The following is a 22,281-nucleotide window of genomic DNA, read 5'->3' as shown; positions in this document are numbered from 1 at the left end:
GTCTGCATTTTCTTTTTCAATTTTTTGAATCCGGTGCATCTCGACTATGGCTCTGGATACCCTTGACCGAAGTGTGCCGCCGATTTTTCGGCAAGGCCTGTCAGCCACCTCCAAACTGGTGTTGCTGGGGCTTTTGTCCATCTTGTTGATGGCGGCAGACCATCGGCTCAAAATCTCCTATCCCATTCGTGCTGGCATTGCAATGGTGTTGGCACCTTTGCAATGGTTGTCTTTACAGCCCGAGCGAATGGTGCATGGTTTGGGGGATTATTTTGTCGACCTCGACAAGGCCAGGGATGCGGCGCAAAACTTCCAAGCGCGGTCCATTGGACAAACCCAGCGTTTGCAGCAAGTTGAGCAGCTTTTGCAGGAGAATGCGCAGCTGCGTGAGCTGCTTGAATTGCGTAAGCAGTTTGCGGGGCCTTCCAAACCGGTTCAAGTGCTCTACGACACCACGGATGCCTACAGTGAACGTGTGGTCGTTGACCGTGGGCAATTGGCTGGCATCAAGCCGGGCTCTGCCGTGATTGACGCGGCGGGCGTATTTGGTCAAGTCACGCGTGTTTATCCTTTGATCAGTGAAGTGACGCTGCTGACTGACCGAGATCAAAGCATACCCGTCATGAATGCCCGTACCGGGACGCGCCATGTGGCTTACGGAGATCCCAGCATGCTGGGGGGCTCGCTTGAGTTGAAATTTGTGCCTGCTGGCGCAGACATGAAACAAGGCGATTTGCTGACCACCAGCGGGGTGGACGGGGTTTATCCTGCAGGCCTGCATGTGGGCTCCATCACACAGATTGACCGCCGCATTGACTCTTCGTTTGCCCGAGTGCATGCCAAACCGATGGCTGTGGCGCGCGGACGCCATTTATTGGTATTGATGCCGGTGAAAGACTGGCCGAGCTTGCCAGCGCCAGAAGATGTGCCCAAAGGCGGTGCCAAGCACAAGGCGTCGGCAACGGGCATGCTCGTCGCCCCCCCGACCGCAGGAGTCAAGCCATGATCATGCCCGCAGGGCGGCCATTGCTTTTGCCTGCCAATCCTCGTTTCGTCGCATTCACCTTGCTGCTGGCGCTGCTGATCAACATGTTGCTGGGTCTTACAGGCATGCGCTGGCTGCCCGATGTCTTGGCCATTGTGGTGGTGTTCTGGAACGTGCATCAACCGCGACGGGTGGGCTTGTTGCTGCCGTTCTTCTTGGGCTTGGCGCTGGATGTGCATGAGTCAGCTTTGTTGGGGCAAAACGCCTTGTCTTACGTCGTCCTCAGCAGCATGGCTTTGGCGATTCAACGGCGATTGTTGTGGTTCCCATTGCGTGAGCAAGCCTTGCAAATTGTCCCTTTGTTTGTGATTTCCGCTTTGGTGGAGTGGATCACCCGTTTGATTGTGCAAGACGCTTGGCCACACTGGAGTCAGCTGTTCGCACCATTGTTGCAGGCGGCCCTGTGGCCGCTGGTGGGCGCCTTGTTGCTGGCCCCTCAAAGACGTGCATTTGCACCTGACGATATTCGTCCACTTTGAACATGCCGATCAGTTTGCCATCTCTTGCTGAGCTCCGGGATACGCAGGCCGACATTCAGCGATTTCGCGAACGCGTGATTGTTGTCCAACTGGTGGTGTTGGTGTGTTTTGTCTTGCTGTTGACCCGATTGGCGTATTTGCAGGTCGTGCGTCACGATGATTTGTTGGAGCAAGCTGAAAACAACCGCACTGCGGTCTTGCCTACAGTGCCCCCGCGCGGCACGATCTTGGACCGCAATGGTGTTGTGCTGGCCAGTAACTATTCGGCCTACACCCTGGAGATCACGCCTTCCAAAGTCCAGGATTTGGAGGCCACCATCAATGAATTGGCTGATTTCATCGACATTCAGACCAAGGACCGTCGGCGTTTCAAGCGGCTTCGTGAAGAGTCAAAGAGTTTTGACTCATTGCCCATACGAACCCGATTGACCGATGAAGAGGTGGCTCGTTTCAGTGCTCAAAGATACCGCTTCCCTGGTGTGGACATCAAGGCAAGACTGTTTCGTCAATACCCATTTGGTGAGCTGGCCAGTCATGTGATTGGCTACATTGGACGCATCAACGTTCGAGAAAAAGAACGCATTGAGGAGGACGATGAGTCGGGCAACTACAGGGGCACGGAATACATCGGCAAGCTCGGTGTGGAGCAGCGCTATGAGCGTGAGCTGCACGGCATCACTGGGGTCAACCAAGTCGAAACATCTGCAGGGGGGCGCGCAACTCGCAGCTTGTCAAGTCGCCCCGCCATTCCTGGTAAGAATGTGGTTCTGTCGATCGACATTCAACTGCAAAAAATGGTTGAGGACTTGTTTGGTACGCGCAGGGGTGCTCTGGTGGCCCTCGATCCCAACACCGGTGAGGTGCTGGCGTTTGTGAGCAAGCCGACCTTCGACCCGAACTTGTTTGTTGATGGTATCGATTCTGAAAACTGGCAATTGCTCAATGAGTCAATTGACAAGCCATTGCTCAACCGGGCATTACGTGGCACTTACCCACCTGGCTCAACCTACAAGCCTTTCATGGCCTTGGGCGCGCTGACCACGGGCAAGCGCAGCGCCAGCGCCATCATTCAGGATAACGGTGCTTGGACCTATGGCGGCCATACGTTCCGCAGTCATGGAGACACGGGGTTGGGTCCTGTAGACATGGTGCGCTCGATTGTGTTGTCAAGCAACGTTTATTACTACTCATTGGCCAACGACATGGGGGTGGATACCATCCATGACTTTATGAAACCCTTGGGTTTTGGGCAGATCACGGGTATCGACTTGCCTGGCGAGGTGCGCGGGATATTGCCCAGTACGGAATGGAAGCGTAACTATTACAAGCGGCCTGAGCAAAAGAAATGGTTTGGTGGGGAGACGATTTCATTGGGTATTGGTCAGGGTTATAACAATTTCACCATGCTTCAATTGGCTTCTGCCACGGCCACTCTGGCCAGTGGCGGGCAGAAGTTCACGCCTCGTGTGGTCAAGGCAACGCAAGATCCTCTGACGCACGCGCAGGAGTCGGTCGCGGATACAGCGCCTGTGAATTTGGGCTACAACCCAGATCACATTGCAGTGGTGCGAAATGGCTTAATCGGTGTGGCCACTTCGGGCACATCGGCGCAGGTGTTTGCCGGTGCCAGCTACCAAAGCGCTGGCAAGACCGGTACGGCCCAAGCGGTGACGATTGGACAAAAAGAAAAATACAACGCCAGCAAGTTGAGCGAGTACCAACGTGATCACGCGTTGTACATGGCGTTTGCACCTGCAGAGCAGCCGCAAATTGCACTGGCGCTGGTGGTGGAGAACGCGGGCTTTGGTGCGGCCCATGCGGCACCTATTGCGAGGCGTGTGTTTGACTACTGGTTGTTGGGACAGTACCCCAGTCCCGAAGACATGGCGGCCACCCAGCAAGGCCAGAGTTCACGGCCTATTGGTACGCCCCGATCCAAACAGGACATCGCATTGGACGGCAAGAAGTCCAGCGATGGCACGCGTTGAGGCAAGTCTGAGGGCTTGATCCTCTCAAGCTCAGCACCTTAGCTTTGGTAGACGGTTTCCAAAGTTGCGAACCCTTTGACCTCTATGGGGTTGCCAAATGGATCCAGAAAAAACATGGTCCACTGCTCGCCTGGCTGTCCGGCAAAGCGACGGTGTGGTTCGATCACAAAGGCCATGCCTGAGGACTGCAGGCGATCGGCCAATGCCTGCCAGTCTTGCTTTTGCAGGACCAGTCCAAAGTGCGGCATGGGCACCAAGTACTGGCCTACATGACCGGTGCAACTTGTTTTGAAGGGTTCGCCCAGATGCAAAGAAATTTGGTGCGTGAAAAAATCAAAATCCACCCAAGTGTCTGTGGAGCGACCTTCCTTGCAACCGAGCAGGCCACCATAAAAGCGGCGGGCTTCGTCAAGGTTGGTGACATTGAAGGCTAAATGAAACAGGCTGCGCATACCGCAAAGCATAGCAGCCCATGGACGGATGTGCCGCAGTCTCAGGCTTGCGAGGGGTTGGGTGCCATGACATCGAATTTCTTGAAGTACTGTTTGGCCAAGGCCGCCAGCTGCGCATCGCTGGGGTGATCGCTGGCGATGCTGTCTACGATCACTTGGGCTGTGGCGCTTTGCTGTTGTTGGCACCATGTGCGGAATTCTTGTCGAGCCAAGCCCGGACCGGTGAGCAGCACTTCGTGTGTACCGTTCAGGGCCTTGGCGATGTCTTGGTAAAAAGACACGGCATCGCCCACCTTGCCTTGGTGTTTGTGGTGGCTGCGTGACTTGATGCGTTGCGCCTGGATGTGCTCACGGTCAAACATGACCACGTGCGCTTCGTTGTGGTCCATCCAGACGACGGCGTGGAAAGTGCTCATGGTGATTCCTTGTGTTCAATGGTCAATGGGTCTTCTCGGAAACGGTCTGGCAGGCAATGCAGCGAAGCGCCGCCGGGTAGGCCGCCAAACGGGCCTCTGGGATGTGCACGCAGCAGTCTTTGCAGGTGCCATACAGGCCTGCAGTCCAGCGTTCCAGCGCTGCATCGAGTGCACCGAGCTCTGCGGTTTCATGCTCGTTCATCGCGAACTCGTCGTCACGCTCGGAAATGGCTTGGGCCCGGTTTTCAAAATCGCGCACATCGTGCTCAGCGGCCATGTCAACGCGGGAGGCCAAACCGCCGCGTTCCTGGGCGATGCGTTGGAGAAGTTCAGCGCGCTCGCGGAGCAGGCGTTCTTTGTGGCGTGGGTTGGATGGGTTCATGGGCTCATCCTAGGCTTGGCATGCGTGTGCATGTTGATCTGCGTCAATGCCTGAGCGGCATCCATGGCCACGCGTGGTAGAGCTTGATGCAGCGCAAATGGTCTGCTTGCCAAAAGCAAGGGCCGCCCATTGGGAGGCCCTTGGCGGTTAACTTCGCAGAAGTTTATTTGGCTTTCATGCGCGAGAGCATCAGCTCCATATTGGCTTTGCGGTCAGCGTTGACTTGCTGCAAGCTGGTGCGCTCACCCATGAATTTCATGTAGTCTCGTGTCGGCAGATCGGCCATGAAGTCGCGTCCATAGATCAGCTTGGTGGCACCCGAAATCAGCGGCAAGTGGACCACGGCAGCACAATCGGCCAAGGTCAGCGTGTCGCCGGCCACGTAAGGGGAGAATTTGGCCAATGCTGCGAAGGCGGCAATGTTCTTTTCCAGCTGGGCACCTGTTTTTTCTTTGGCGCTGTCGCTGACTTTGCCGCCAAAGAAAGCCTCTGGGTAGAGGTTGCGAGCCACCAGCTCCAGGTGCAACTCCAGAAAGGTCACCAGTTCACGAACCTTGGCCGCTGCAAACGGATCGGAGGGCAACAGGGGCGCTTGCGGGTATTGCTGTTCGATGTACTCCATGATCACAGCCGATTCGCACACAGGGCCTTGTGGCGTTTTGATGTAAGGCACTTTGCCAATGGGGCTGGCTGCGGGATCGGTCTTGCCAACCCAGGCAAGTTCTTCCTCGAAGGGCACGCCTTTTTCGAGCAAGGCAAATTTGACTTTGTTGTAGTAGTTGCTGGCTGCAAAGCCGCAGAGTGTGAGCATGAAGGTCTCCAATGGGGATGAGGTGCAAGCAAGACTAAAGGATGAGGTGGGTATGCGGCGTCTCCGAGTTGACGCGCAAAGCCCGTGGGCCGTTGAATGGCCCCTTAAATAATTGTTAGATAATAAGAACCATGCAAACCCTGCGCAACGCCCATGTCATTGCACGCCTGTTGTTGGTGTGGTTTGCGTTGTTCATTGGGGCTTCGGTGGCCTCACCACTGGTCAATCCCCAAGATACGCAGATGGTGTGCTCGGTCATGGGCATGAAAATGGTGGCCAGCGACGACGCCACAGGTGACAGTGCGCAGCCATCGGCCAGCATGGATTGCCCTTTGTGCGCCCATGTGATTGCACCGCCGGCACCGGTGGCAGGCCAATTTGATGTGTCCAGTGCCTTGGCTTATGCCTTGCGCCCCTTGCCGTCAGCCCATCTTGCTTGGCTGACCCGGTCTCCCCTGCCGCCTCGCGGCCCCCCTGCCCATTCCTGAGCCTCGTTATTGGCGCTGCAGCTTGAGCTGACGGCGTCTTTCGTGTTTCATTCAGGAATTACGCCTGTGTAAAAACCGAGTGCGCTGGCCCTCGTTGCAGCCTATTTCCTTGAAAAAAACAAACACCCAGAGTGCAAGAATTCTTCAAGAAAGTCGAACATGAACAAGTTCAAAAAGACCCCTGTGGCCCTGATGTGGATGGCTGTGTTCAGCCCCGCATTCGCACAAGGCAATGTGCAGACCGTCAACGTCACCGCAGAAAAGACCACAGCGGAAAAGTACCAATTTCCCAATACGGTGGAAAGCACCAAGGCCGAAAAAATAGCCGAAACGGTCAACATCGTCGATACCCCGGACGCATTGAAATACATGCCCAGTTTGATGGTGAGAAAGCGTGACTCAGCAGATTTTGGCGGCGCTACTTTGGCCACCCGGATCTGGGGTGTTTCTTACAGTGCAAAAAGCATCGTCATGGTCGACGGTATGCCTATTTCTAACCAACTGTACAACGACAACAACTATGGGCCGCCCAAATGGTTTGTTGTGTCGCCAGAAGAAATTGACCATATTGATGTGATGTACGGCCCCTTCTCGGCAGCTTACTCAGGCAACGCCATGGGTGCAGTCGTGGACATCACCACCAAACGGCCCACCCAGTCATTTGAAGGCTCTTTGGGACTGACCTCTGCAACCCAGTCCTTCAGTCAATTCAAAACCCATGAAACCTACAACACGGTGCAAGCGGCGGCCTTGTTGGGGGCGCGCAGTGAGGACATGTCTTGGCGATTGGCCTTCAATCATCAAGATGCTCACACGCAACCCAGAGCTTTTGGGACGGGCACGACCAACATTGCGGCAGACCAATCTTTCCCATACACCAAGAAGGATGGAACCAACGGCGGTTACTACTTGGGTGCCACCACATTGCTCCATGGCGTGAGTGACAACATCAATGCGAAGTTGAAAATCGATCTGAACCGGGATGCCCAGCTGTCCTTGAGTTCGGGGGTTTTCTTGGGCAACACCGATTCGACATCGCAGTCCTACATGGCCAATGGCTTTTGCTCTACAGGAAGTGGACCCTGCACCACCTTGGCCAGTGGTGTGTATGGCTACAAGCAAGAACATTGGGTCAATGGGGTCGGGCTGAAATCGTCGACACGCGGTGCTTGGGACTATGAGGTAAACCTGTCCAATTTCAGGTACCAAAACGATGTGCAGCGCACGGCAGCTTATTTGAACAACGATGGCTCCGTGGTGAACAACCTCACGGGCAAGCCAGGCAGCGTTCGCGATATGTCGGGTACCAATTGGAGCAACTTTGACGCCAAGGCCATATATCGACCTGTTCAAGCACCAGCCCATCAGTTCAGCTTTGGTTACCACCAAGACAACACACGCTTGAAAAGCCTGACCAACAACGTTTTAGATTGGCAAAACAGCAACGATGGGGCGATGACTGCATTGGCGCAAGGCACCAATGAGACCAAGGCCGTTTGGGTGCAAGATGCCTACAAAGCTTCGCAGCAAGTCCAATACACTTTGGGCGGGCGTTATGAAAGTTGGAATTCCTACAACGGTGGTGTTTTTGCGAGCGCAACGCCTGCATTGAACCAGGCAACTGTTTCGGTCAATCATTTTTCGCCCAAATTCTCAACCTTGATTGGGCTGGATGATGGTGCGGTGGTCAACGTGTCGCTGGCCAATGCGCTGCGCTTTCCAACGGTGGGCGAGCTCTACAACGTCACGACGTGCACAACAGGGTGTGCCGGAAACCAAACCTTTCCCTATTCGCCCAATCCAGCGCTCATCAAGCCTGAAAACGTCAACTCATTTGAAGTGACTTACTCCAAGCGCATTGAACATGCGAATTTCCGTGCTTCGCTTTTTGCAGAAGACGTGAACGATGCGCTCATCTCCCAGTACGGCAATGTGAATCCGGATCAACCCAACGGGCTTTACAGCTATTGGATGAACGTCAAGAAAGTCCGTTCGCGCGGTCTGGAGTTGAGCGCTGATGTGCATAAATTCCTGTTCGACAAGCTGGACGTTTTCTCTGCAGTCACGGTTGTGGACTCGGTCATTGCCGAGAACGATGGTGTGACCAGTGCGGGGAAGTCTGTGGTGGGTAACAAAACCCCAGGCGTTTCACCACTGCGGATCAAATTTGTCGCCACCTACCGACCTGACGAAAAATTGTCCATCGCCCTGGGTGGCAGCTATCAGAAGCAGTTTTATTCATCCATTGAAAACAATGACGTGAACCCAAACACATACCAGGGTTTTTCTGGGTACACCGTATTTGACATCAAGGCTCGCTACAAGTTTGACAAGAACCTCACGGCATCGGCGGGCATTGATAACTTGACAAATCAGAAGTACTTCTTGTATCACCCCTTTCCTCAACGCACCTTCGTCGCGCATCTGAAATACAACTTTTGAAACCAGGACCTTCCATGAAACTCCCATCTCTCTTCGCGGGCGCTTTGGCGCTCACACTTTGCAGTTGGGCTTCGGCCCACACGGTGCTGGAATACCAAGTCGCCACGGCAGGCCAAAGCTACAAAGCCACCTTCAAGGTGGGCCATGGTTGCGGGCCATCCCCTACCCGCCAGATCGTGGTGGACATTCCCGCGGGCGTGCAAGGCGCCAAACCCATGCCCAAGGCCGGTTGGCGTCTGGAGGTGACCCGCGAGAAGTTGGCACAGCCCTACACCAGTCACGGGCGCACCATCACCGATGACATCACCCGCATCAGCTGGACGGCCAAGACCGACGACGACATGCTGCCCAATGGGCATTACGATGAGTTTGTGTTGGTGGGCACCTTGCCCGATCAAAACGGCATGATCTACTGGCCTGTGCAGCAGTTGTGCGCGCAAGGGCGCATGGATTGGACCGAGATCCCCAAGACGGGACAAAATCTGTCTGACCTGAAATCACCGGCCGCAGCGCTGGAGCTCATGCCCGGGGCTGCTGCGGGTGCGCACAATCACTGATCGAAAACTGAACTGAAACAACCAAGGATGATGAACATGTCGACATTTCTGAGACTCTCCAGCTGCTTGCTGGCCGCCGCACTGAGCAGCCCTGTGACCGCTCAAACGGCCGTCAAGGTGGAAAGCGCCTGGGCACGTGCCACGGTGCAAGGCCAACAAGCTACCGGTGCTTTCATGAAGCTCACGGCACCCCAAGCCACACGCTTGGTGGCTGTGTCTACGCCAGCAGCTGGCGTAGCCGAAATTCACGAGATGAAGATGGACGGTGGCGTGATGAAAATGCGCGCCATGCCGGTGCTGGATCTGCCCGCCAATCAAGCGGTGGAGCTCAAGCCCGGCAGCTACCACCTCATGCTGATGGACCTGAAAACACCTTTGATGAAGGACAGCAGCCTGGCATTGACCTTGACCTTCAAAGATGCCAAGGGCGTCGAGAGCAAGCAGCAAATCAATGTGCCGGTCAGCAGTGCAGCGCCCGCACAGCCAGGCCACAGCGATCACAAACACTGAGGATGTCAACCGACTTGAAAGCCGATTGGTTTAAGCTTCGCCCACTACCCCTTTGAGGAGACATCCATGAGCGACGCAACCGCCTTCGGCTTTGGCAAGTTTGTGCCCGGTTTTGACTTCTTGCAAAACCTCCCTAAAACAGCAGCGCAAGCTGCCCCTGCTGCTGGCGTGGGCGCGGTGCCCGGCATGGCCAGTTGGGTGGCACCCACGCTGAGCGTCGAGGAAATCGACAAGCGTATTCAGGAGCTCAAGTCGGTTTTGTTCTGGTTAGAGCAAAACACCACGGCGCTCAAAGCCACCATCCAGGCGATGGAGGTGCAGAAGATGACGCTGTCCACCTTGCAGAGCATGAATGTGAGCATGGCCGATCTGGCCAAGGCCTTCACAGCCAGGCCACCGTCTGCCGAGCCTGCTGCCGCGGCGACTCAGGGCATGCCCAAATCAGAGCCGGTGGAGCCTGCGGCATCACCCGAAGTCGATAAAGAAGAGCTCACTGCCGCATCCTCTGAAAAAACGTCAGCCAAGCCCGCAGTGGATCCGATGCAGTGGTGGGGTGCCTTGACCCAGCAGTTCCAGGACATTGCTGCAGCTGCTGTGAAAGACGTGGCCGCTGAGGCCATGAAGGCCGGCATGACGCCCAAAGGTGCCAGCACTTCAGCCGCCCGCAAAAAGTCACCCGCGGCTAAAAAAGCACCCGCCAAGAAAGCCGCCAGCGCCAAAGCCGCTGGCAAATCGGCGCCTCGCAAAGCGACCTCCAAGCGCGCAAGCCCATGAGTCTCTTTCCCTACGGCCACGCCACCCACCCGCAGTGGCGTATGGCCGCTGGCCTGGTACTGGCCCAGTTGCGGGCGCAGCTGACCTTGCCCGACTATGCGCCCGAGCCTCGGCTGGCGCTGGTTTACATCACCGACCACTACGCCCACGAAGCGCAAGCGCTGCTCGACCATTTGCGCCAGGAGCTGCCTGAAGTCACCGATTGGGCTGGCACCGTAGGTGTGGGCATTGCGGTCAACAACGCCGAATACTTTGACGAGCCGGCGCTGGCCGTGATGCTGTGCAATGTGGCACCCGCGCACTACCTCGTGTTTTCGGGCGTGTCGCCCTTGCCGGCCGACTGGGCCGATGCCGCACTGGTGCATGCCGACCCTGCCACCCCCGATCTGGCCGAGCTGATCACCGAGATGGCTGGGCGCACCCAGCAGGGCTATTTGTTTGGTGGCTTGACCTCCAGCCGCACCCGCAGTGTGCAGTTCGCCATCAGCGCTGACCAGCCGCAAACGCTGGCGGCGGGGGGCGTGTTTGAAGGGGGTCTGAGTGGCGTGGCTTTTTCATCGCGGGTGGGTTTGCTGTCCCGCGTCACGCAAGGCTGCCAACCTGTGGCCCCCGAGCGTGAGATCACCGAGGCCGACAAGCATGTGGTGCTGAGGCTCAATGGCGAAGCTGCACTCGATGTGATGCTGGATGACCTGAAGATCAGCCTGAGCGAGCCGCAAAAAGCCATCCCTGTGGTGCGGTCCACCTTGGTGGGCCTCAGTCCTGCAGGGCAGTCGGGCGTGGGCCGTGCGGGCAATTTGGGCAGTGATGTGCTGGTGCGTCACATCGTGGGCCTGGACCCGATGCGTCAGGGTGTGGCGGTGGCCGAACACCTGGAGCCCGGCATGCGTCTGACGTTTTGCAAGCGCGATGTGAACGCTGCACGTGCCGATCTGGTGCGGGTGTGCGCCGAAATCCGTGAAGAACTCGAACCCGAGATGCTCTCCATCGAAGCCATCAACGGACTCAGCGATGACCCTGTGGCGACCCTGCCCCAAGCAGGCAAGCGCATCGCAGGCGCGGTGTACGTCAGTTGCACCGGTCGCGGCGGACCCCACTTTGGCGGCCCCAGCGCCGAGATGCAGATCATCCGCCACGCCTTAGGCGATGTGCCACTGGTGGGCTTCTTTGCCGCTGGCGAGATCGCGCGCCACCACCTGTATGGCTACACCGGGGTGTTGACGGTTTTCACAACAGATTGAATGCGGCAGGTCGGACCGTCAGGTCCGACAAGCTTTTCTCAAGTGCCCGATGTGTCGGACCTGAAGGTCCGACCTGATAGGTCAGACCCCACGAGCGCGGTCGCTCTTGAACTGCGCCCGGAATTCTGAGAATTTGCCCGCATCCAGCGATTCGCGCACTTCGCGCATCAGGTTCAGGTAGTAGTGCAGGTTGTGGATGGTGGTCAGCATGGGGCCGAGCATTTCGCTGCAGCGGTCCAGGTGGTGCATGTAAGCGCGGCTGAAACCGTCTCGGCCACCGTTGTCCCATGACACACCGGACGTTCCTGCGCAGGCATGGCAGGTGCAACTGGTGTCGAGTGGTTGCGGGTCGTTTTTGTGGCGGGCGTTGCGCAGCTTGAGGTCACCAAAACGGGTGAACACCGTGCCGTTGCGGGCGTTGCGGGTGGGCATCACGCAGTCGAACATGTCCACGCCATCGGCCACGCCTTGCACCAAATCCTCAGGGGTGCCCACGCCCATCAGGTAGCGGGGCTTGTGGGCCGGCAGGCGGTGCGGCGTGTGCGCCATGATTTGCAGCATCAGGTCTTTGGGCTCGCCCACGCTCACGCCGCCTACGGCATAACCCGGAAAGTCCATCTCCACCAGCGCATCCAGCGATTCTTGGCGCAGGTTTTCAAACATGCCGCCTTGCACAATGCCAAACAGCGCGTTGGGGTTTTCCAGTCGCGCAAATTCGTCTTTGGAGCGCACGGCCCAGCGCCGGCTCATCTCCATGGATTTACGCGCCTCGGCTTCGGTGGTGAGATGCCCCTTGGTCTCGTAAGGCGTGCACTCGTCGAGCTGCATCACGATGTCCGAGTTCAGGATGGTCTGGATCTGCATGCTCACTTCGGGCGACATGAAGAGCTTGTCGCCGTTCACGGGGCTGGCGAAGGTCACGCCCTCTTCGGTGATCTTGCGCATGTCGCCCAGCGACCAGACCTGAAACCCGCCCGAGTCGGTCAGGATCGGTTTGTCCCATTTTTCAAACTGGTGCAGGCCGCCAAAGCCTTTCATGATGTCCAGGCCCGGGCGCATCCACAGGTGGAATGTGTTGCCCAAAATGATCTGCGCGCCCATCTCGTGCAGGCTGCGCGGCATCACGCCTTTGACGGTGCCATAGGTTCCGACCGGCATGAAGATCGGCGTTTGCACCACGCCATGGTTCAGGGTCAGGGTGCCGCGGCGGGCGTGGCTGGAGGGGTCGGTTTTGAGCAGGTCGAATTGGAGCATGGCAGGGATTGTAGGAGGGGGTCAGTCGGTGCCGTCGCCAAAGCATTGCATGACCAACTCGCGCAGCCATTGGTGCCCCGGGTCTTTGTGCAGTCGGGCGTGCCAGAACTGGTGGATGGCGCTGCCATCCACCGCCAGCGGCAGGGCGCGGGTGGTCAGGGCAAAGGGGCCGGTCACGCGCTGGGCAAAGCGTTCGGGCACGGTGGCGATCAGGTCCGAGTGGCCCAGCACATCGCCCAAAGCGACGTAGTGCGGCACCGTGAGGCGAATGCGGCGCTGCAGACCTTGGCGGTCCAGCGCTTCATCGACCCTGCCGTGCCCTGTGCCTGCGGCGATCACGCGCACATGGCTGGCGGCGGCAAAGTCGGTGAGCGTCAGTGCAGCGGCTGTCGCCAGCGGGTGGCCTTTGCGCATCAGACACACATAGGGCTGGCGAAACAGCGCTTGCTGAAAAAACCCCGCCTGCAACTGCGGCAGCAGGCCCAGCGCCAAGTCGGTGCGGCCAGAGGCCATGTCGTCCTTCAGGCTGTCGCTGGTCACCGCCACCACATTGAGCGTCACGCCCGGGGCAGCTTGGGCCAAAGCGTCCATCAGCACGGGCAAAAAATACATTTCGCCCACATCGGTCATGGCCAGGGTGAAGCTGCGCTCGCTGGTGGCTGGGTCAAACGAGGCGCGCACATTGAGCGCTTGCTGCAAGCCGTCGAGCGCGGTGGCCACGGGTTCGGCCAGCTGCAGGGCGTAGGGCGTGGGCGCCATGCCGCGCTGGGTGCGCAAAAACAACTCGTCGCCCAAGCTGCTGCGCAGGCGGCCCAGCGCGCTGCTGACGGCGGGCTGGCTCATGCCCAACAGGGTGGCCACCGACGACACGCGCTTTTCGCGCAGCAGGTGGTGAAACACCAGCAGCAGGTTCAGGTCGAGGCGGGCGAGTTCCATGCGATGAGTGGTATTTGAAATTCAGATAATGATTATCTTTGAAATTCGATTTACGAAATTCAAAGCTTTGCGCATGATGGCCTTCTGTGTAGGAGCCCACCCCGTGGGCGATGGCGTGCATGAGCGATACAAGCAGCATTTGGTGATGTTTGAACCCCCCATCGCCCACGGGGTGGGCTCCTACAAAAGACATTGAAGGAGACCCCATGACCGAGCAACCCATCCACTGGGAAACGGAAGGCACCAGCCGCGTTCCGTTTGCCGTGTACACCGACGAAGACCGGCACAAAAAGGAGCTGGAGCGCTTCTTTTACAAAAGCCACTGGAGCTATGTGGGCCTGGAGGCCGAGATCCCGAACCCCGGCGACTTCAAGCGCACGGTGGTGGGCGAGCGCTCGGTCATCATGACGCGTGCCACCGACGGGCAGATCCATGTCGTCGAAAACGTCTGCGCCCACCGGGGCATGCAGTTTTGCCGCGAGCGCCACGGCAACAAAAAAGAGTTTTTCTGCCCCTACCACCAGTGGAGCTACACGCTCAAGGGCGGCTTGCAGGGCGTGCCTTTTCGGCGTGGCGTGCGCCAAGACGGCAAGGTCAACGGCGGCATGCCCGCCGACTTTGACCCCAAGGACCACGGCCTCACAGCCCTGAAAGTGGCCACCCGAGGTGGGGTGGTGTTCGCGTCGTTCGACCACAACGTGGAGTCGCTCGAAGACTTCATGGGACCGACCATCCTGAAATACTTTGACCGCCTGTTCAATGGCCGCAAGCTCACGATCTTGGGCTACAACCGCCAGCGCATTCCGGGCAACTGGAAGCTGATGCAGGAAAACATCAAAGACCCCTACCACCCCGGCCTGCTGCACACCTGGTTTGTGACCTTTGGCCTTTGGCGTGCCGACAACAAGAGCGAGCTGCGCATGGACGCCCACCACCGCCATGCGGCCATGGTTTCGACCCGAGGCAGCGCGGGCCAGGCCACGGGGCAGGCGTCGCAGGTCACGCAAGTGAGCAGCTTCAAAGAAAGCATGCAGCTCAACGACCCGAGCTTCTTGGACATCGTGCCCGAAGACTGGTGGAAGATGGAAGACAAGATGCCCTCGGCGGTGATGATGACGCTGTTCCCCAGCGTGATTTTTCAGCAGCAGGTCAACAGCGTGTCCACCCGGCACATCCAGCCCGATGGGCATGGTGCATTTGATTTTGTCTGGACGCACTTTGGCTTTGAAGACGACACGCCCGAGATGCACGAGCGCCGCCTGCGCCAGTCCAACCTGTTTGGCCCGGCCGGTTTTGTGAGCGCGGACGATGGCGAGGTGATCGAGTTCTCGCAGCAGGCGTTTGAGACCAAACCCGAGCACCGCATGCTGGTGGAGCTGGGCGGGCGCGACGTGGGCGAGACCGACCACATGGTGACCGAAACGCTGATCAGGGGCATGTACGCCTACTGGCGCAAAGTGATGGAGGCTTGATGATGGTCGATATGAATACCTGGTTCGGCATCCAGCAGCTCTATGCCGATTACGCCAGCGCTGTGGACAGCGGCCACTGGGACCTGTGGCCCGAGTTTTTCACCGAGCAGTGCGTCTACAAACTGCAGCCGCGAGAAAACTTTGAACGCGGCTTTCCGCTGTGCACGCTGTCCTTTACCAGCAAAGGCATGCTCAAAGACCGCGTGTACGGCATCCAAGAGACGCTGTACCACGACCCCTATTACCAGCGGCATGTGGTGGGCGCGCCCATCGTGCGACGTGTGGCAGACGGCCGTATCCACGCAGAAGCCAACTACGCGGTGTTCCGCACCAAACTCGACAAAGAAAGCACCGTGTTCAATGTGGGCCGCTACATCGACACCATCGTGCAAACCCCCGAAGGTTTCAAGTTCGCCGAGCGCCTGTGCGTGTACGACAGCGAAATGATCCCCAACTCCATCATTTACCCGATCTGATCAAGAGCCACCCTATGAGCAACTGGACTGACGTGGCCGCCGAGGCCGATTTGTTTGAAGGCGCAGGCATTGCCGTCGCCCCCGAGGGCCAAGACATTGCCCTCTTCAGCGTGGAAGGTGAAGTCTTCGCCATCAACAACCTGTGCAACCACGGCAACGCCAAGCTGTGCGACGGCTTCGTCGAAGGCCACCACATAGAGTGCCCGTTCCACCAGGCGCAGTTCAGCCTGCGCGACGGTTCGGTGGCCTGCGGCCCTGCGACCGAGCCGGCCAAAACCTGGCCGGTCAAGATCGAAGGCGGGCGGGTGTTTCTTCGGCTGGGCTGATGCCTGCAGGGCGAAATTTCATCAGTGGAAATCGTCTTCGCGCTGATGTCGCATTGCGAGGATGGTGACCGTATGGGCATTCTCAATTTCGAAAAGCGCCAGATAACCTGAGGCACCAAACGGGATGATGAGTTCTCTGAGCAAGGGGCCATGCGCACCGTCTACAGCTTTACGACACGAAAAGGGTGATTGACGCAGAAACCCCAGGCCATCTTCAATCGCTTGAAGTGAGCGCTCGGCGGTACGGATGTCAAATTCCAAAAGGAAGTCGTACAGCCGATTCAGGTCGGATTTTGCTTTTTCAGTAAAGCGGACCTGAAACTCACCCATGACCGAGTCTGGTCCGGTTCAGGATGCAGAAGATGTTGCTTTGGCCAGCTTACTTTTCAATTCTTGCAGCACTTCGTCTGCTGAAAAGTAAATCTGACTTTGGCGAGCCTCTTCGGCTGAGCGCAGCCCACGTGCGATGAACGCGTCTTCGGCCGCTCGGTGTGCAATGAACCTCTCCAGCGATGTTTCCATCAGTTTGGAAATGGTTTCATTGGGCCGGAGTGCCTTTTCGGCAGCTTGCCTCAGATCTGGGCTGACACGCAGCGCGGGGAGTGTTGCGGATTTCATCTTGAAACCTTTCAATTGCAATGCAATTGTAATGCGGTCGATAGGCGCTTGTTCAGTCCATTGGTGTGCGTGTCAGCAGCATCGCATCGCCATAACTGAAGAAGCGGTACTGGTTCGCAATCGCGTGGCGGTACAAGCCCATGATGTGCTCGTAGCCCGCAAAGGCGCTCACCAGCATCATCAGCGTGCTCTTGGGCAGGTGGAAGTTGGTGACCAGGCGGTCCACCACTTGGAATTCAAACCCTGGCGTGATGAAGATCTGCGTGTCCCCGCTTGCCTGGTCAAATTTGGCCCACGACTCCAGCGTGCGCACGGTGGTTGTGCCCACTGCCACCACCTTGCCGCCACGTGCCTTGCACTCGGCAATGGCTTGCTGCGTGGCTTCGGGCACCTCGTACCATTCGCGGTGCATGGTGTGCTCGGCAATGTTCTCGGTCTTGACGGGCTGGAAGGTGCCTGCCCCCACATGCAGCGTGACGCTGGCGCGCTGCACGCCACGGGCCTGCAGCTGTGCCAGCAAGGCCTCGTCAAAGTGCAGCGCTGCCGTGGGGGCAGCGACGGCACCGGGGGCGCGTGCAAACACGGTCTGATAACGCTGCGCGTCTTCTGCGGTGTCGGTGTGCGCAATGTAGGGCGGCAGCGGCACATGGCCGTGCTTTTCCATCAGCGCATGCGGCTCGTCGCTCAGCTGCAAATGGAACAGCTGGCCGTTTTCATCGGGCCAGCGACCCAGCAAGGTGGCATCAAAACCACCGTTCTGCGCGCCGCCCATCATGAGCATCTTGCCGCCCACGAGTGGCTTTTTGCTCACCTTCATGTGCGCGACCACCTGATGGCCAGGCAGAACGCGTTCGATCAGCAACTCCAGCTTGCCACCCGTGGCCTTCTCGCCAAAGATGCGCGCCTTGACCACCTTGGTGTCGTTGAAGACCAGCAGGTCACCCGCACCGAGCAGGTCGGGCAGTTCGTGAAAGATGCGGTCCACCACGGTGGCCGCAGAGCCGTCGAGCAGGCGCGAGCCACTGCGTTGGGCGGCGGGGTGCTGGGCAATCAGTTCGGGGGGCAGCTCAAAGTCGAAATCGCTGAGCGTGAAAGGGCGAGGGGCAGGTGCAGAAGAAGTCATGCTTCAGGGCCGGACAGGCCCGTTCGAAGTTGAATAAAGCGGGATTTTCGCATGTTCACAGGGGCTTTCTAGGTGTTTTCTCCCGCGCACAGCTGTCGGGAATCCTCGGGGGCGCGCTGGGCTTTGAATGCGTAAGAATGGGAGGCCTCGGGCGGGACAATCTGTTGTGACCCTGGCTCATACGGAGACATCCATGACATTCAATCGCCGTGACTTCATCGTCGGCAGCCTGGCCGCAGCAGCCGTGCCGCATCTGGCGCAGGCGCAAGCGCTTGAAAAACCCAAACTCACCATCGCCGTAGGCGGCAAGAACCTGTTTTATTACTTGCCTTTGACCATCGCCGAGCAACTGGGCTATTTCAAAGCCGAAGGCCTGGACGTGACCATTGTTGACTTTGCCGGTGGCTCGCGGGCATTGCAGGCTGTCGTCGGTGGCAGTGCTGATGTGGTGTCCGGTGCCTTTGAGCACACCATCAACATGCAGTTCAAGGGACAGCCCATGAGGGCTTTTGTGCTGCAAGGTGCGGCACCGCAGATCGTGCTGGGTGTGAACCCCAAGACGATGCCGCAGTTCAAATCTGTGGCAGACCTCAAGGGCAAAAAAATCGGTGTCACGGCACCGGGCAGCTCCACCAATGTGCTGGTCAATTATGTGCTGGCCAAAGCTGGCCTCAAACCCAGCGATGTGAGTTTTGTCGGCGTGGGAGCGGGCAGCGGCGCGGTGGCGGCCATGCGCGCCGGTCAGATCGATGCCATGAGCAATCTGGACCCTGTCATCACAATGCTGACACGCTCGGGCGATATGAAGATCATCACTGACACACGCAACATGGTCGAATCTGAGAAGGTATTTGGTGGCCCTATGCCTGCGGGCTGTTTGTATGCACCGCAGCCGTTTCTGGACAAACACCCCATCACGGTGCAAGCGCTGACCAACGCCATGGTGCGCGCCAACCAATGGATTCAACAAGCCGGTGGCGGCGACATCATCAAGGCCGTGCCTGAGAGTTATCTGCTGGGCGACCGTGCGGTGTACATCGATGGTTTTCTTGCCTCCAAACAAGCCATGTCGCCCGATGGCCTGTTTCCGGCCAAGGGGGCAGAGACTGCATTCAAGGCGCTGGCCAGCGTGGACGCCAAATTGGCTGCCGCCAAGCTCGACCTGAATGCGGTGGTGACCAACGACTTTGTGAAGAAGGCCCATGTCAAATACCCCAAGCGCTGATGTGAGCGTTCCGTCGATCGAGTTGCAAGGTGTTGCCTGCACATTTACCAGCGCCCATGCGCCAGGCCTGCGCTACACCGCGGTGGAGAACGTTTCGCTCAAAGTGACTGACGGCGAGTTTGTCAGCGTGGTCGGTCCGACAGGTTGCGGCAAGAGCACATTGCTCAACATGGCAGCGGGCTTGCTGCAACCGAGCCAAGGTGCAGTGCACATCTATGGCGAACCTTTGACGGGTGTGAACACCCGCGCCGGTTACATGTTCCAGGCCGAAAGTCTGATGCCCTGGCGCACGGCTGTACAAAACGTGATGGCCGGCTTGGAGTTTCGAGGCGTGGAAAAATCCGACGCACAAGAGCAGGCTCAGGACTGGCTGCGCCGTGTGGGATTGGGTGGTTTTGGTGACCGTTACCCGCATCAGATGAGCGGTGGCATGCGCAAGCGCGCCAGCCTGGCCCAGACGCTGGTGATGGACCCGGACATCATTTTGATGGACGAGCCTTTCTCTGCGCTGGACATTCAAACCCGCCAACTCATGGAAAACGAGCTGCTGGATTTGTGGCAATCGAGAAAGAAATCGGTGCTGTTCATCACGCACGATCTGGACGAAGCGATTGCCATGAGCGACCGTGTGGTGATCTTGAGTGCAGGCCCAGCCTCGCACCCGATTGGCGAGTTCACGATCGATTTGCCACGCCCGCGCGATGTGGCCGAGATCAAGATGACGCCTCGATTCATGGCCTTGCACCAAGCGATATGGGCGGTGCTGCGCGAAGAGGTCCTCAAGGGTTATCAACAGCAACTGCAAAAAACAGCCTGAGCGTTCACCATGTTGTCATCTGTCTGGAATCTGATCAAACCCCGTGCCGCTACCTTGCGCTTGTGGCAGCTGGGTTTGCTGGTGTTGTTGTTTGTGGTGTGGCACGTGCTGACCCAGCCGGGCTTGGTCCCGCCCTTCATGTTTGACAACGATCGGCAAGCAGCGTTTTTCTTTGGCGAGCCTGTGCAGATTTTTGAGCGTACTTGGTCCTGGTTTGTCACGGACGGCAACATTTACCAGCACCTGGGCATCACGTTGATCGAGACCTTGCTGGCGTTTGCCATTGGAGCCAGCACTGGTTTGCTGGGCGGTTTGTGGCTGGCGCTTTCACCCATGGCCTCGGCCATTTTGGAGCCCTACGTCAAGGCGATGAACGCCATGCCCCGCATCATCCTCGCACCGATTTTTGCGGTCTGGTTTGGTTTGGGCATCGGCTCCAAAGTCGCGCTGGGCGTGACGCTGGTGTTTTTCATCGTGTTCTTCAATGTGTACCAGGGGGTCAAGGAAGTCAGCCCTGTGCTGCTGGCCAATGCCCGCATGCTGGGGGCCAGTCAGCGGCAGTTGTTGCGCCATGTGTATTTGCCCAGTGCCACCAGCTGGGTGTTCAGTTCGCTGCACACATCGGTGGGTTTGGCTTTTGTGGGCGCGGTGGTGGGCGAGTACCTGGGCTCCAGTCAGGGCGTGGGCTACCTGATCTTGCAAGCCGAAGGCAGCTTCGACATCAACACCGTCATGGCGGGCATTCTGGTGCTGACGGCCTTTGCGTTGGCCATCGACGCGTTGGTGGGCCGCGTTGAAAAACGTTTGATGAAGTGGCGGCCACAAGTGGGTGAAGCAGAAAAGTTGTGACCATATCTTGACATTGGCAAGTAATAAAAATTAAGGCAATTGGTGGAATATTGAAGTTCAGGTGACTAGAATTTCTGATGGTGGACATGCGGTGTCTGCGTCCGACAAATCAGCAACTGAAAGTCACTATGAAAAAATCCATCCGTTTTCTGAGCGCCACAGCCCTTCTTGCTGCAACTGTTGTTGCTCAGGCGCAGGTGTATGTGGAAACGTCGGTCAATGCTTTAACGGCTAAAGAGTCATACCAAGGCATCAGTTACCAGGCCAAGCCATTGACTTTTTCGGGCCTTGTCGGTTACCAAGTCAATCCTTATTTGGCAGTTGAAGGCTATTTGGGCTTGGGTGCAGGCAATGCCACCACAACAGAGAACGGCACCAACTATGGCGAAAAGTTCAAAATCAACAGTTCATATGGCGTTTTTGTGAAGCCCAGGATCGCGATCAGCAACGACATGGAATTGTTTGCCCGCTTGGGTTATCTGGAAAGTAAATTCAGCGACAGCAACACGGACAACACCATCCCCAAAACAAAGCAAGGCTCAGTCGCTTTTGGCGCAGGCGTCAGTTACTACTTTGACCACCGCACTTATGTGACGGGCAGTTACATGAGCCATCACAGCAAGGACGGGTTCACCGTCACTGGTCTGAGCATCGGCGTGGGCTACAAGTTCTGAACTTGAACCACTGAAACGGCTGCAAGCATGATAAGTTTGCTTATATAGTAGCAACTAATATTTACAAATTCATCATAATTATTGAGTTTTTGGTGGCTAGAATTCGTACCCGGCGGGCACAGTGTTCGCATCCCAAAAATTAGCCATTGAAAGTCGATATGAAAAAAATGATCCGTTTCCTGGGCGTCACAGCCGTTCTCGCTACCGCCGCAGTTGCTGCGCAAGCGCAGGTTTATGTGGAAGGTTCGGTGGCCGCTTTGACAGCTAAGAGCTCCTCTAATGGCGTAAATATGGAAACCAAGCCCTCTGCATTTTCTGGTCTTGTGGGTTACAGCGTTCACCCCAATGTTGACGTTGAAGGCTACTTGGGCCTGGGTGCTGGTAAATCCAGCGTAACTGAAAATGGCAAGAACATCGGTATCGATGCCAAGATCAAGAGCTCGTTTGGCGTGTTTGTGAAGCCCAAAGTCATGGTCAGCCCTGAAGTCGAGGTGTTTGGTCGCTTGGGTTTTCTGGAAAACAAGCTCGAAGCTAGCGCTCAATCTGGCAATGCCAGCAATGTCTCGACACAAGGGTCCTTCGCTTTTGGCGTGGGCGCTAATTATTACTTCGATAAGCGCACCTATGTGTCTGGCACTTACATGAATTACCACAACAAAGATGGTTTGAAAGTCAACGGTCTGAGCATCGGCGTGGGCTACAAGTTCTGAACTTGAAGGGCTGAAAAGTCACACATCAAGACAAAGCCGCCTTCGTGAACTGACCCCAATAAGTTGGACGGTTTAAAAAGCTGATTAGGCCATAGAGGGCTGAGTTCTGTACTGCACAGGACTCAGCCCTTTTAGTTTGATCTTGATCCGATCGTTGTTGTAGTAGTGGATGTACTCCTTCAAGCCCATCTCAAGCTCTTTCACATTCTCGAATTT

The 22,281-nt window shown here is 57.3% G+C and carries 27 protein-coding genes; 17 read left to right on the top strand and 10 right to left on the bottom strand.

Features of this window, described 5'->3' with window-relative positions:
• Positions 1-46: 46 nt before the first annotated feature.
• The 3 genes from mreC to mrdA are packed head-to-tail and all read left to right on the top strand — an operon-like array spanning position 47 to position 3,512.
• On the top strand, positions 47-1,006 hold the full coding sequence (gene mreC / locus B9Z52_RS08045) for a rod shape-determining protein MreC (RefSeq protein ID WP_108413342.1): 960 nt from the start codon (positions 47-49) through the stop codon (positions 1,004-1,006).
• A complete protein-coding gene (mreD, locus tag B9Z52_RS08040) occupies positions 1,003-1,524 on the top strand; it encodes a rod shape-determining protein MreD (RefSeq protein WP_108413341.1) in 522 nt (173 codons plus the stop codon). Before mreC ends, mreD begins: the two co-directional genes overlap by 4 nt.
• A 2-nt stretch (positions 1,525-1,526) precedes the next feature.
• Positions 1,527-3,512 carry a penicillin-binding protein 2 gene (mrdA, locus tag B9Z52_RS08035; protein ID WP_108413340.1) on the top strand — a complete coding sequence of 662 codons (1,986 nt, stop codon included), beginning with the start codon at positions 1,527-1,529 and terminating at the stop codon, positions 3,510-3,512.
• Between the two features lie 38 nt (positions 3,513-3,550).
• Here mrdA and B9Z52_RS08030 read toward each other — a convergent pair whose 3' ends face one another.
• From B9Z52_RS08030 to B9Z52_RS08015, 4 genes are all read right to left on the bottom strand, one after another.
• Positions 3,551-3,964 carry a VOC family protein gene (locus B9Z52_RS08030; protein ID WP_108413339.1) on the bottom strand — a complete coding sequence of 138 codons (414 nt, stop codon included), beginning with the start codon at positions 3,962-3,964 and terminating at the stop codon, positions 3,551-3,553.
• 41 nt (positions 3,965-4,005) lie between these two features.
• Positions 4,006-4,380: a hypothetical protein gene (locus tag B9Z52_RS08025; protein WP_108413338.1), complete on the bottom strand. Its 375-nt coding sequence runs from the start codon at positions 4,378-4,380 to the stop codon at positions 4,006-4,008.
• A 22-nt stretch (positions 4,381-4,402) separates the two neighbouring features.
• On the bottom strand, positions 4,403-4,762 hold the full coding sequence (locus B9Z52_RS08020; RefSeq protein ID WP_108413337.1) for a TraR/DksA family transcriptional regulator: 360 nt from the start codon (positions 4,760-4,762) through the stop codon (positions 4,403-4,405).
• A 163-nt stretch (positions 4,763-4,925) separates the two neighbouring features.
• Positions 4,926-5,573, bottom strand: coding sequence for a glutathione S-transferase (locus tag B9Z52_RS08015; protein WP_108413578.1), 648 nt, complete (start codon positions 5,571-5,573; stop codon positions 4,926-4,928).
• 131 nt (positions 5,574-5,704) lie between these two features.
• On the opposite strand from B9Z52_RS08015, the gene B9Z52_RS08010 reads away from it, so the two are divergent.
• The 6 genes from B9Z52_RS08010 (at position 5,705) to B9Z52_RS07985 (ending at position 11,585) form a co-directional block, all read left to right on the top strand.
• Positions 5,705-6,061 carry a DUF2946 family protein gene (locus B9Z52_RS08010; RefSeq protein ID WP_233251885.1) on the top strand — a complete coding sequence of 119 codons (357 nt, stop codon included), beginning with the start codon at positions 5,705-5,707 and terminating at the stop codon, positions 6,059-6,061.
• Between the two features lie 159 nt (positions 6,062-6,220).
• Positions 6,221-8,503 carry a TonB-dependent receptor gene (locus tag B9Z52_RS08005; RefSeq protein WP_108413335.1) on the top strand — a complete coding sequence of 761 codons (2,283 nt, stop codon included), beginning with the start codon at positions 6,221-6,223 and terminating at the stop codon, positions 8,501-8,503.
• 14 nt (positions 8,504-8,517) lie between these two features.
• Positions 8,518-9,060 (top strand): YcnI family protein, encoded by a 543-nt coding sequence (locus B9Z52_RS08000; RefSeq protein WP_108413334.1) that lies wholly within the window; start codon positions 8,518-8,520, stop codon positions 9,058-9,060.
• A gap of 36 nt (positions 9,061-9,096) precedes the next feature.
• Complete coding sequence (locus tag B9Z52_RS07995) at positions 9,097-9,570, top strand: copper chaperone PCu(A)C (RefSeq protein WP_108413577.1); 474 nt, start codon at positions 9,097-9,099, stop codon at positions 9,568-9,570.
• A gap of 66 nt (positions 9,571-9,636) precedes the next feature.
• Entirely contained in the window at positions 9,637-10,344 is a 708-nt protein-coding gene (locus B9Z52_RS07990) for a PhaM family polyhydroxyalkanoate granule multifunctional regulatory protein (protein WP_108413333.1), read from the top strand.
• Positions 10,341-11,585 carry an FIST N-terminal domain-containing protein gene (locus B9Z52_RS07985; protein WP_108413332.1) on the top strand — a complete coding sequence of 415 codons (1,245 nt, stop codon included), beginning with the start codon at positions 10,341-10,343 and terminating at the stop codon, positions 11,583-11,585. Before B9Z52_RS07990 ends, B9Z52_RS07985 begins: the two co-directional genes overlap by 4 nt.
• A gap of 81 nt (positions 11,586-11,666) precedes the next feature.
• On the opposite strand, the gene tgt is transcribed toward B9Z52_RS07985, so the two are convergent.
• Entirely contained in the window at positions 11,667-12,839 is a 1,173-nt protein-coding gene (tgt, locus tag B9Z52_RS07980) for a tRNA guanosine(34) transglycosylase Tgt (protein ID WP_108413331.1), read from the bottom strand.
• A 21-nt stretch (positions 12,840-12,860) separates the two neighbouring features.
• Entirely contained in the window at positions 12,861-13,775 is a 915-nt protein-coding gene (locus B9Z52_RS07975) for a LysR family transcriptional regulator (RefSeq protein WP_108413330.1), read from the bottom strand.
• Between the two features lie 206 nt (positions 13,776-13,981).
• Between B9Z52_RS07975 and B9Z52_RS07970 the strand changes: the two genes are divergently transcribed.
• From B9Z52_RS07970 to B9Z52_RS07960, 3 genes are read left to right on the top strand one after another with little or no spacing between them, the layout of a single operon-like run.
• On the top strand, positions 13,982-15,247 hold the full coding sequence (locus B9Z52_RS07970) for an aromatic ring-hydroxylating dioxygenase subunit alpha (protein WP_108413329.1): 1,266 nt from the start codon (positions 13,982-13,984) through the stop codon (positions 15,245-15,247).
• 11 nt (positions 15,248-15,258) lie between these two features.
• Positions 15,259-15,723, top strand: coding sequence for a nuclear transport factor 2 family protein (locus B9Z52_RS07965; protein ID WP_369907869.1), 465 nt, complete (start codon positions 15,259-15,261; stop codon positions 15,721-15,723).
• Positions 15,724-15,737: 14 nt separating this feature from the next.
• Positions 15,738-16,049 (top strand): non-heme iron oxygenase ferredoxin subunit, encoded by a 312-nt coding sequence (locus B9Z52_RS07960; protein WP_108413327.1) that lies wholly within the window; start codon positions 15,738-15,740, stop codon positions 16,047-16,049.
• Between the two features lie 21 nt (positions 16,050-16,070).
• Here B9Z52_RS07960 and B9Z52_RS07955 read toward each other — a convergent pair whose 3' ends face one another.
• The 3 genes from B9Z52_RS07955 to queA are packed head-to-tail and all read right to left on the bottom strand — an operon-like array spanning position 16,071 to position 17,790.
• Positions 16,071-16,379 carry a type II toxin-antitoxin system RelE/ParE family toxin gene (locus B9Z52_RS07955; RefSeq protein WP_108413326.1) on the bottom strand — a complete coding sequence of 103 codons (309 nt, stop codon included), beginning with the start codon at positions 16,377-16,379 and terminating at the stop codon, positions 16,071-16,073.
• A gap of 18 nt (positions 16,380-16,397) precedes the next feature.
• Positions 16,398-16,682, bottom strand: coding sequence for a YlcI/YnfO family protein (locus tag B9Z52_RS07950; RefSeq protein WP_233251883.1), 285 nt, complete (start codon positions 16,680-16,682; stop codon positions 16,398-16,400).
• Between the two features lie 37 nt (positions 16,683-16,719).
• The gene (gene queA / locus B9Z52_RS07945; protein WP_108413325.1) at positions 16,720-17,790 is read right to left on the bottom strand and encodes a tRNA preQ1(34) S-adenosylmethionine ribosyltransferase-isomerase QueA; all 1,071 of its coding nucleotides are present in this window, start codon (positions 17,788-17,790) and stop codon (positions 16,720-16,722) included.
• A 193-nt stretch (positions 17,791-17,983) separates the two neighbouring features.
• On the opposite strand from queA, the gene B9Z52_RS07940 reads away from it, so the two are divergent.
• From B9Z52_RS07940 to B9Z52_RS07920, 5 genes are all read left to right on the top strand, one after another.
• Positions 17,984-19,015, top strand: a complete 1,032-nt coding sequence (locus tag B9Z52_RS07940) for an ABC transporter substrate-binding protein (protein ID WP_108413324.1) — start codon at positions 17,984-17,986, stop codon at positions 19,013-19,015.
• Entirely contained in the window at positions 18,993-19,832 is an 840-nt protein-coding gene (locus tag B9Z52_RS07935; protein ID WP_369907868.1) for an ABC transporter ATP-binding protein, read from the top strand. Before B9Z52_RS07940 ends, B9Z52_RS07935 begins: the two co-directional genes overlap by 23 nt.
• A 9-nt stretch (positions 19,833-19,841) precedes the next feature.
• On the top strand, positions 19,842-20,681 hold the full coding sequence (locus tag B9Z52_RS07930) for an ABC transporter permease (protein ID WP_108413323.1): 840 nt from the start codon (positions 19,842-19,844) through the stop codon (positions 20,679-20,681).
• 128 nt (positions 20,682-20,809) lie between these two features.
• A complete protein-coding gene (locus B9Z52_RS07925; RefSeq protein WP_158270523.1) occupies positions 20,810-21,355 on the top strand; it encodes a porin family protein in 546 nt (181 codons plus the stop codon).
• 158 nt (positions 21,356-21,513) lie between these two features.
• Positions 21,514-22,065 carry an outer membrane beta-barrel protein gene (locus tag B9Z52_RS07920; RefSeq protein WP_108413321.1) on the top strand — a complete coding sequence of 184 codons (552 nt, stop codon included), beginning with the start codon at positions 21,514-21,516 and terminating at the stop codon, positions 22,063-22,065.
• Positions 22,066-22,149: 84 nt separating this feature from the next.
• Here B9Z52_RS07920 and B9Z52_RS07915 read toward each other — a convergent pair.
• The coding region (locus tag B9Z52_RS07915; RefSeq protein ID WP_146182808.1) for an IS3 family transposase at positions 22,150-22,281 on the bottom strand (132 nt) is incomplete at its 5' end.

It is taken from the genome of Limnohabitans sp. Jir72, from assembly GCF_003063575.1.
Taxonomy (GTDB): domain Bacteria; phylum Pseudomonadota; class Gammaproteobacteria; order Burkholderiales; family Burkholderiaceae_C; genus Limnohabitans_A.
This window is presented reverse-complemented; position numbering and strand designations above follow the sequence as displayed.

Coding starts and splice junctions, on each gene's coding strand:
- mreC (WP_108413342.1), top strand. CDS start 47: ATGGCTCTGGATACCCTTGACCGAAGTGTGCCGCCGATTTTTCGGCAA.
- mreD (WP_108413341.1), top strand. CDS start 1,003: ATGATCATGCCCGCAGGGCGGCCATTGCTTTTGCCTGCCAATCCTCGT.
- mrdA (WP_108413340.1), top strand. CDS start 1,527: ATGCCGATCAGTTTGCCATCTCTTGCTGAGCTCCGGGATACGCAGGCC.
- B9Z52_RS08030 (WP_108413339.1), bottom strand. CDS start 3,964: ATGCGCAGCCTGTTTCATTTAGCCTTCAATGTCACCAACCTTGACGAA.
- B9Z52_RS08025 (WP_108413338.1), bottom strand. CDS start 4,380: ATGAGCACTTTCCACGCCGTCGTCTGGATGGACCACAACGAAGCGCAC.
- B9Z52_RS08020 (WP_108413337.1), bottom strand. CDS start 4,762: ATGAACCCATCCAACCCACGCCACAAAGAACGCCTGCTCCGCGAGCGC.
- B9Z52_RS08015 (WP_108413578.1), bottom strand. CDS start 5,573: ATGCTCACACTCTGCGGCTTTGCAGCCAGCAACTACTACAACAAAGTC.
- B9Z52_RS08010 (WP_233251885.1), top strand. CDS start 5,705: ATGCAAACCCTGCGCAACGCCCATGTCATTGCACGCCTGTTGTTGGTG.
- B9Z52_RS08005 (WP_108413335.1), top strand. CDS start 6,221: ATGAACAAGTTCAAAAAGACCCCTGTGGCCCTGATGTGGATGGCTGTG.
- B9Z52_RS08000 (WP_108413334.1), top strand. CDS start 8,518: ATGAAACTCCCATCTCTCTTCGCGGGCGCTTTGGCGCTCACACTTTGC.
- B9Z52_RS07995 (WP_108413577.1), top strand. CDS start 9,097: ATGTCGACATTTCTGAGACTCTCCAGCTGCTTGCTGGCCGCCGCACTG.
- B9Z52_RS07990 (WP_108413333.1), top strand. CDS start 9,637: ATGAGCGACGCAACCGCCTTCGGCTTTGGCAAGTTTGTGCCCGGTTTT.
- B9Z52_RS07985 (WP_108413332.1), top strand. CDS start 10,341: ATGAGTCTCTTTCCCTACGGCCACGCCACCCACCCGCAGTGGCGTATG.
- tgt (WP_108413331.1), bottom strand. CDS start 12,839: ATGCTCCAATTCGACCTGCTCAAAACCGACCCCTCCAGCCACGCCCGC.
- B9Z52_RS07975 (WP_108413330.1), bottom strand. CDS start 13,775: ATGGAACTCGCCCGCCTCGACCTGAACCTGCTGCTGGTGTTTCACCAC.
- B9Z52_RS07970 (WP_108413329.1), top strand. CDS start 13,982: ATGACCGAGCAACCCATCCACTGGGAAACGGAAGGCACCAGCCGCGTT.
- B9Z52_RS07965 (WP_369907869.1), top strand. CDS start 15,259: ATGAATACCTGGTTCGGCATCCAGCAGCTCTATGCCGATTACGCCAGC.
- B9Z52_RS07960 (WP_108413327.1), top strand. CDS start 15,738: ATGAGCAACTGGACTGACGTGGCCGCCGAGGCCGATTTGTTTGAAGGC.
- B9Z52_RS07955 (WP_108413326.1), bottom strand. CDS start 16,379: ATGGGTGAGTTTCAGGTCCGCTTTACTGAAAAAGCAAAATCCGACCTG.
- queA (WP_108413325.1), bottom strand. CDS start 17,790: ATGACTTCTTCTGCACCTGCCCCTCGCCCTTTCACGCTCAGCGATTTC.
- B9Z52_RS07940 (WP_108413324.1), top strand. CDS start 17,984: ATGACATTCAATCGCCGTGACTTCATCGTCGGCAGCCTGGCCGCAGCA.
- B9Z52_RS07935 (WP_369907868.1), top strand. CDS start 18,993: ATGTCAAATACCCCAAGCGCTGATGTGAGCGTTCCGTCGATCGAGTTG.
- B9Z52_RS07930 (WP_108413323.1), top strand. CDS start 19,842: ATGTTGTCATCTGTCTGGAATCTGATCAAACCCCGTGCCGCTACCTTG.
- B9Z52_RS07925 (WP_158270523.1), top strand. CDS start 20,810: ATGAAAAAATCCATCCGTTTTCTGAGCGCCACAGCCCTTCTTGCTGCA.
- B9Z52_RS07920 (WP_108413321.1), top strand. CDS start 21,514: ATGAAAAAAATGATCCGTTTCCTGGGCGTCACAGCCGTTCTCGCTACC.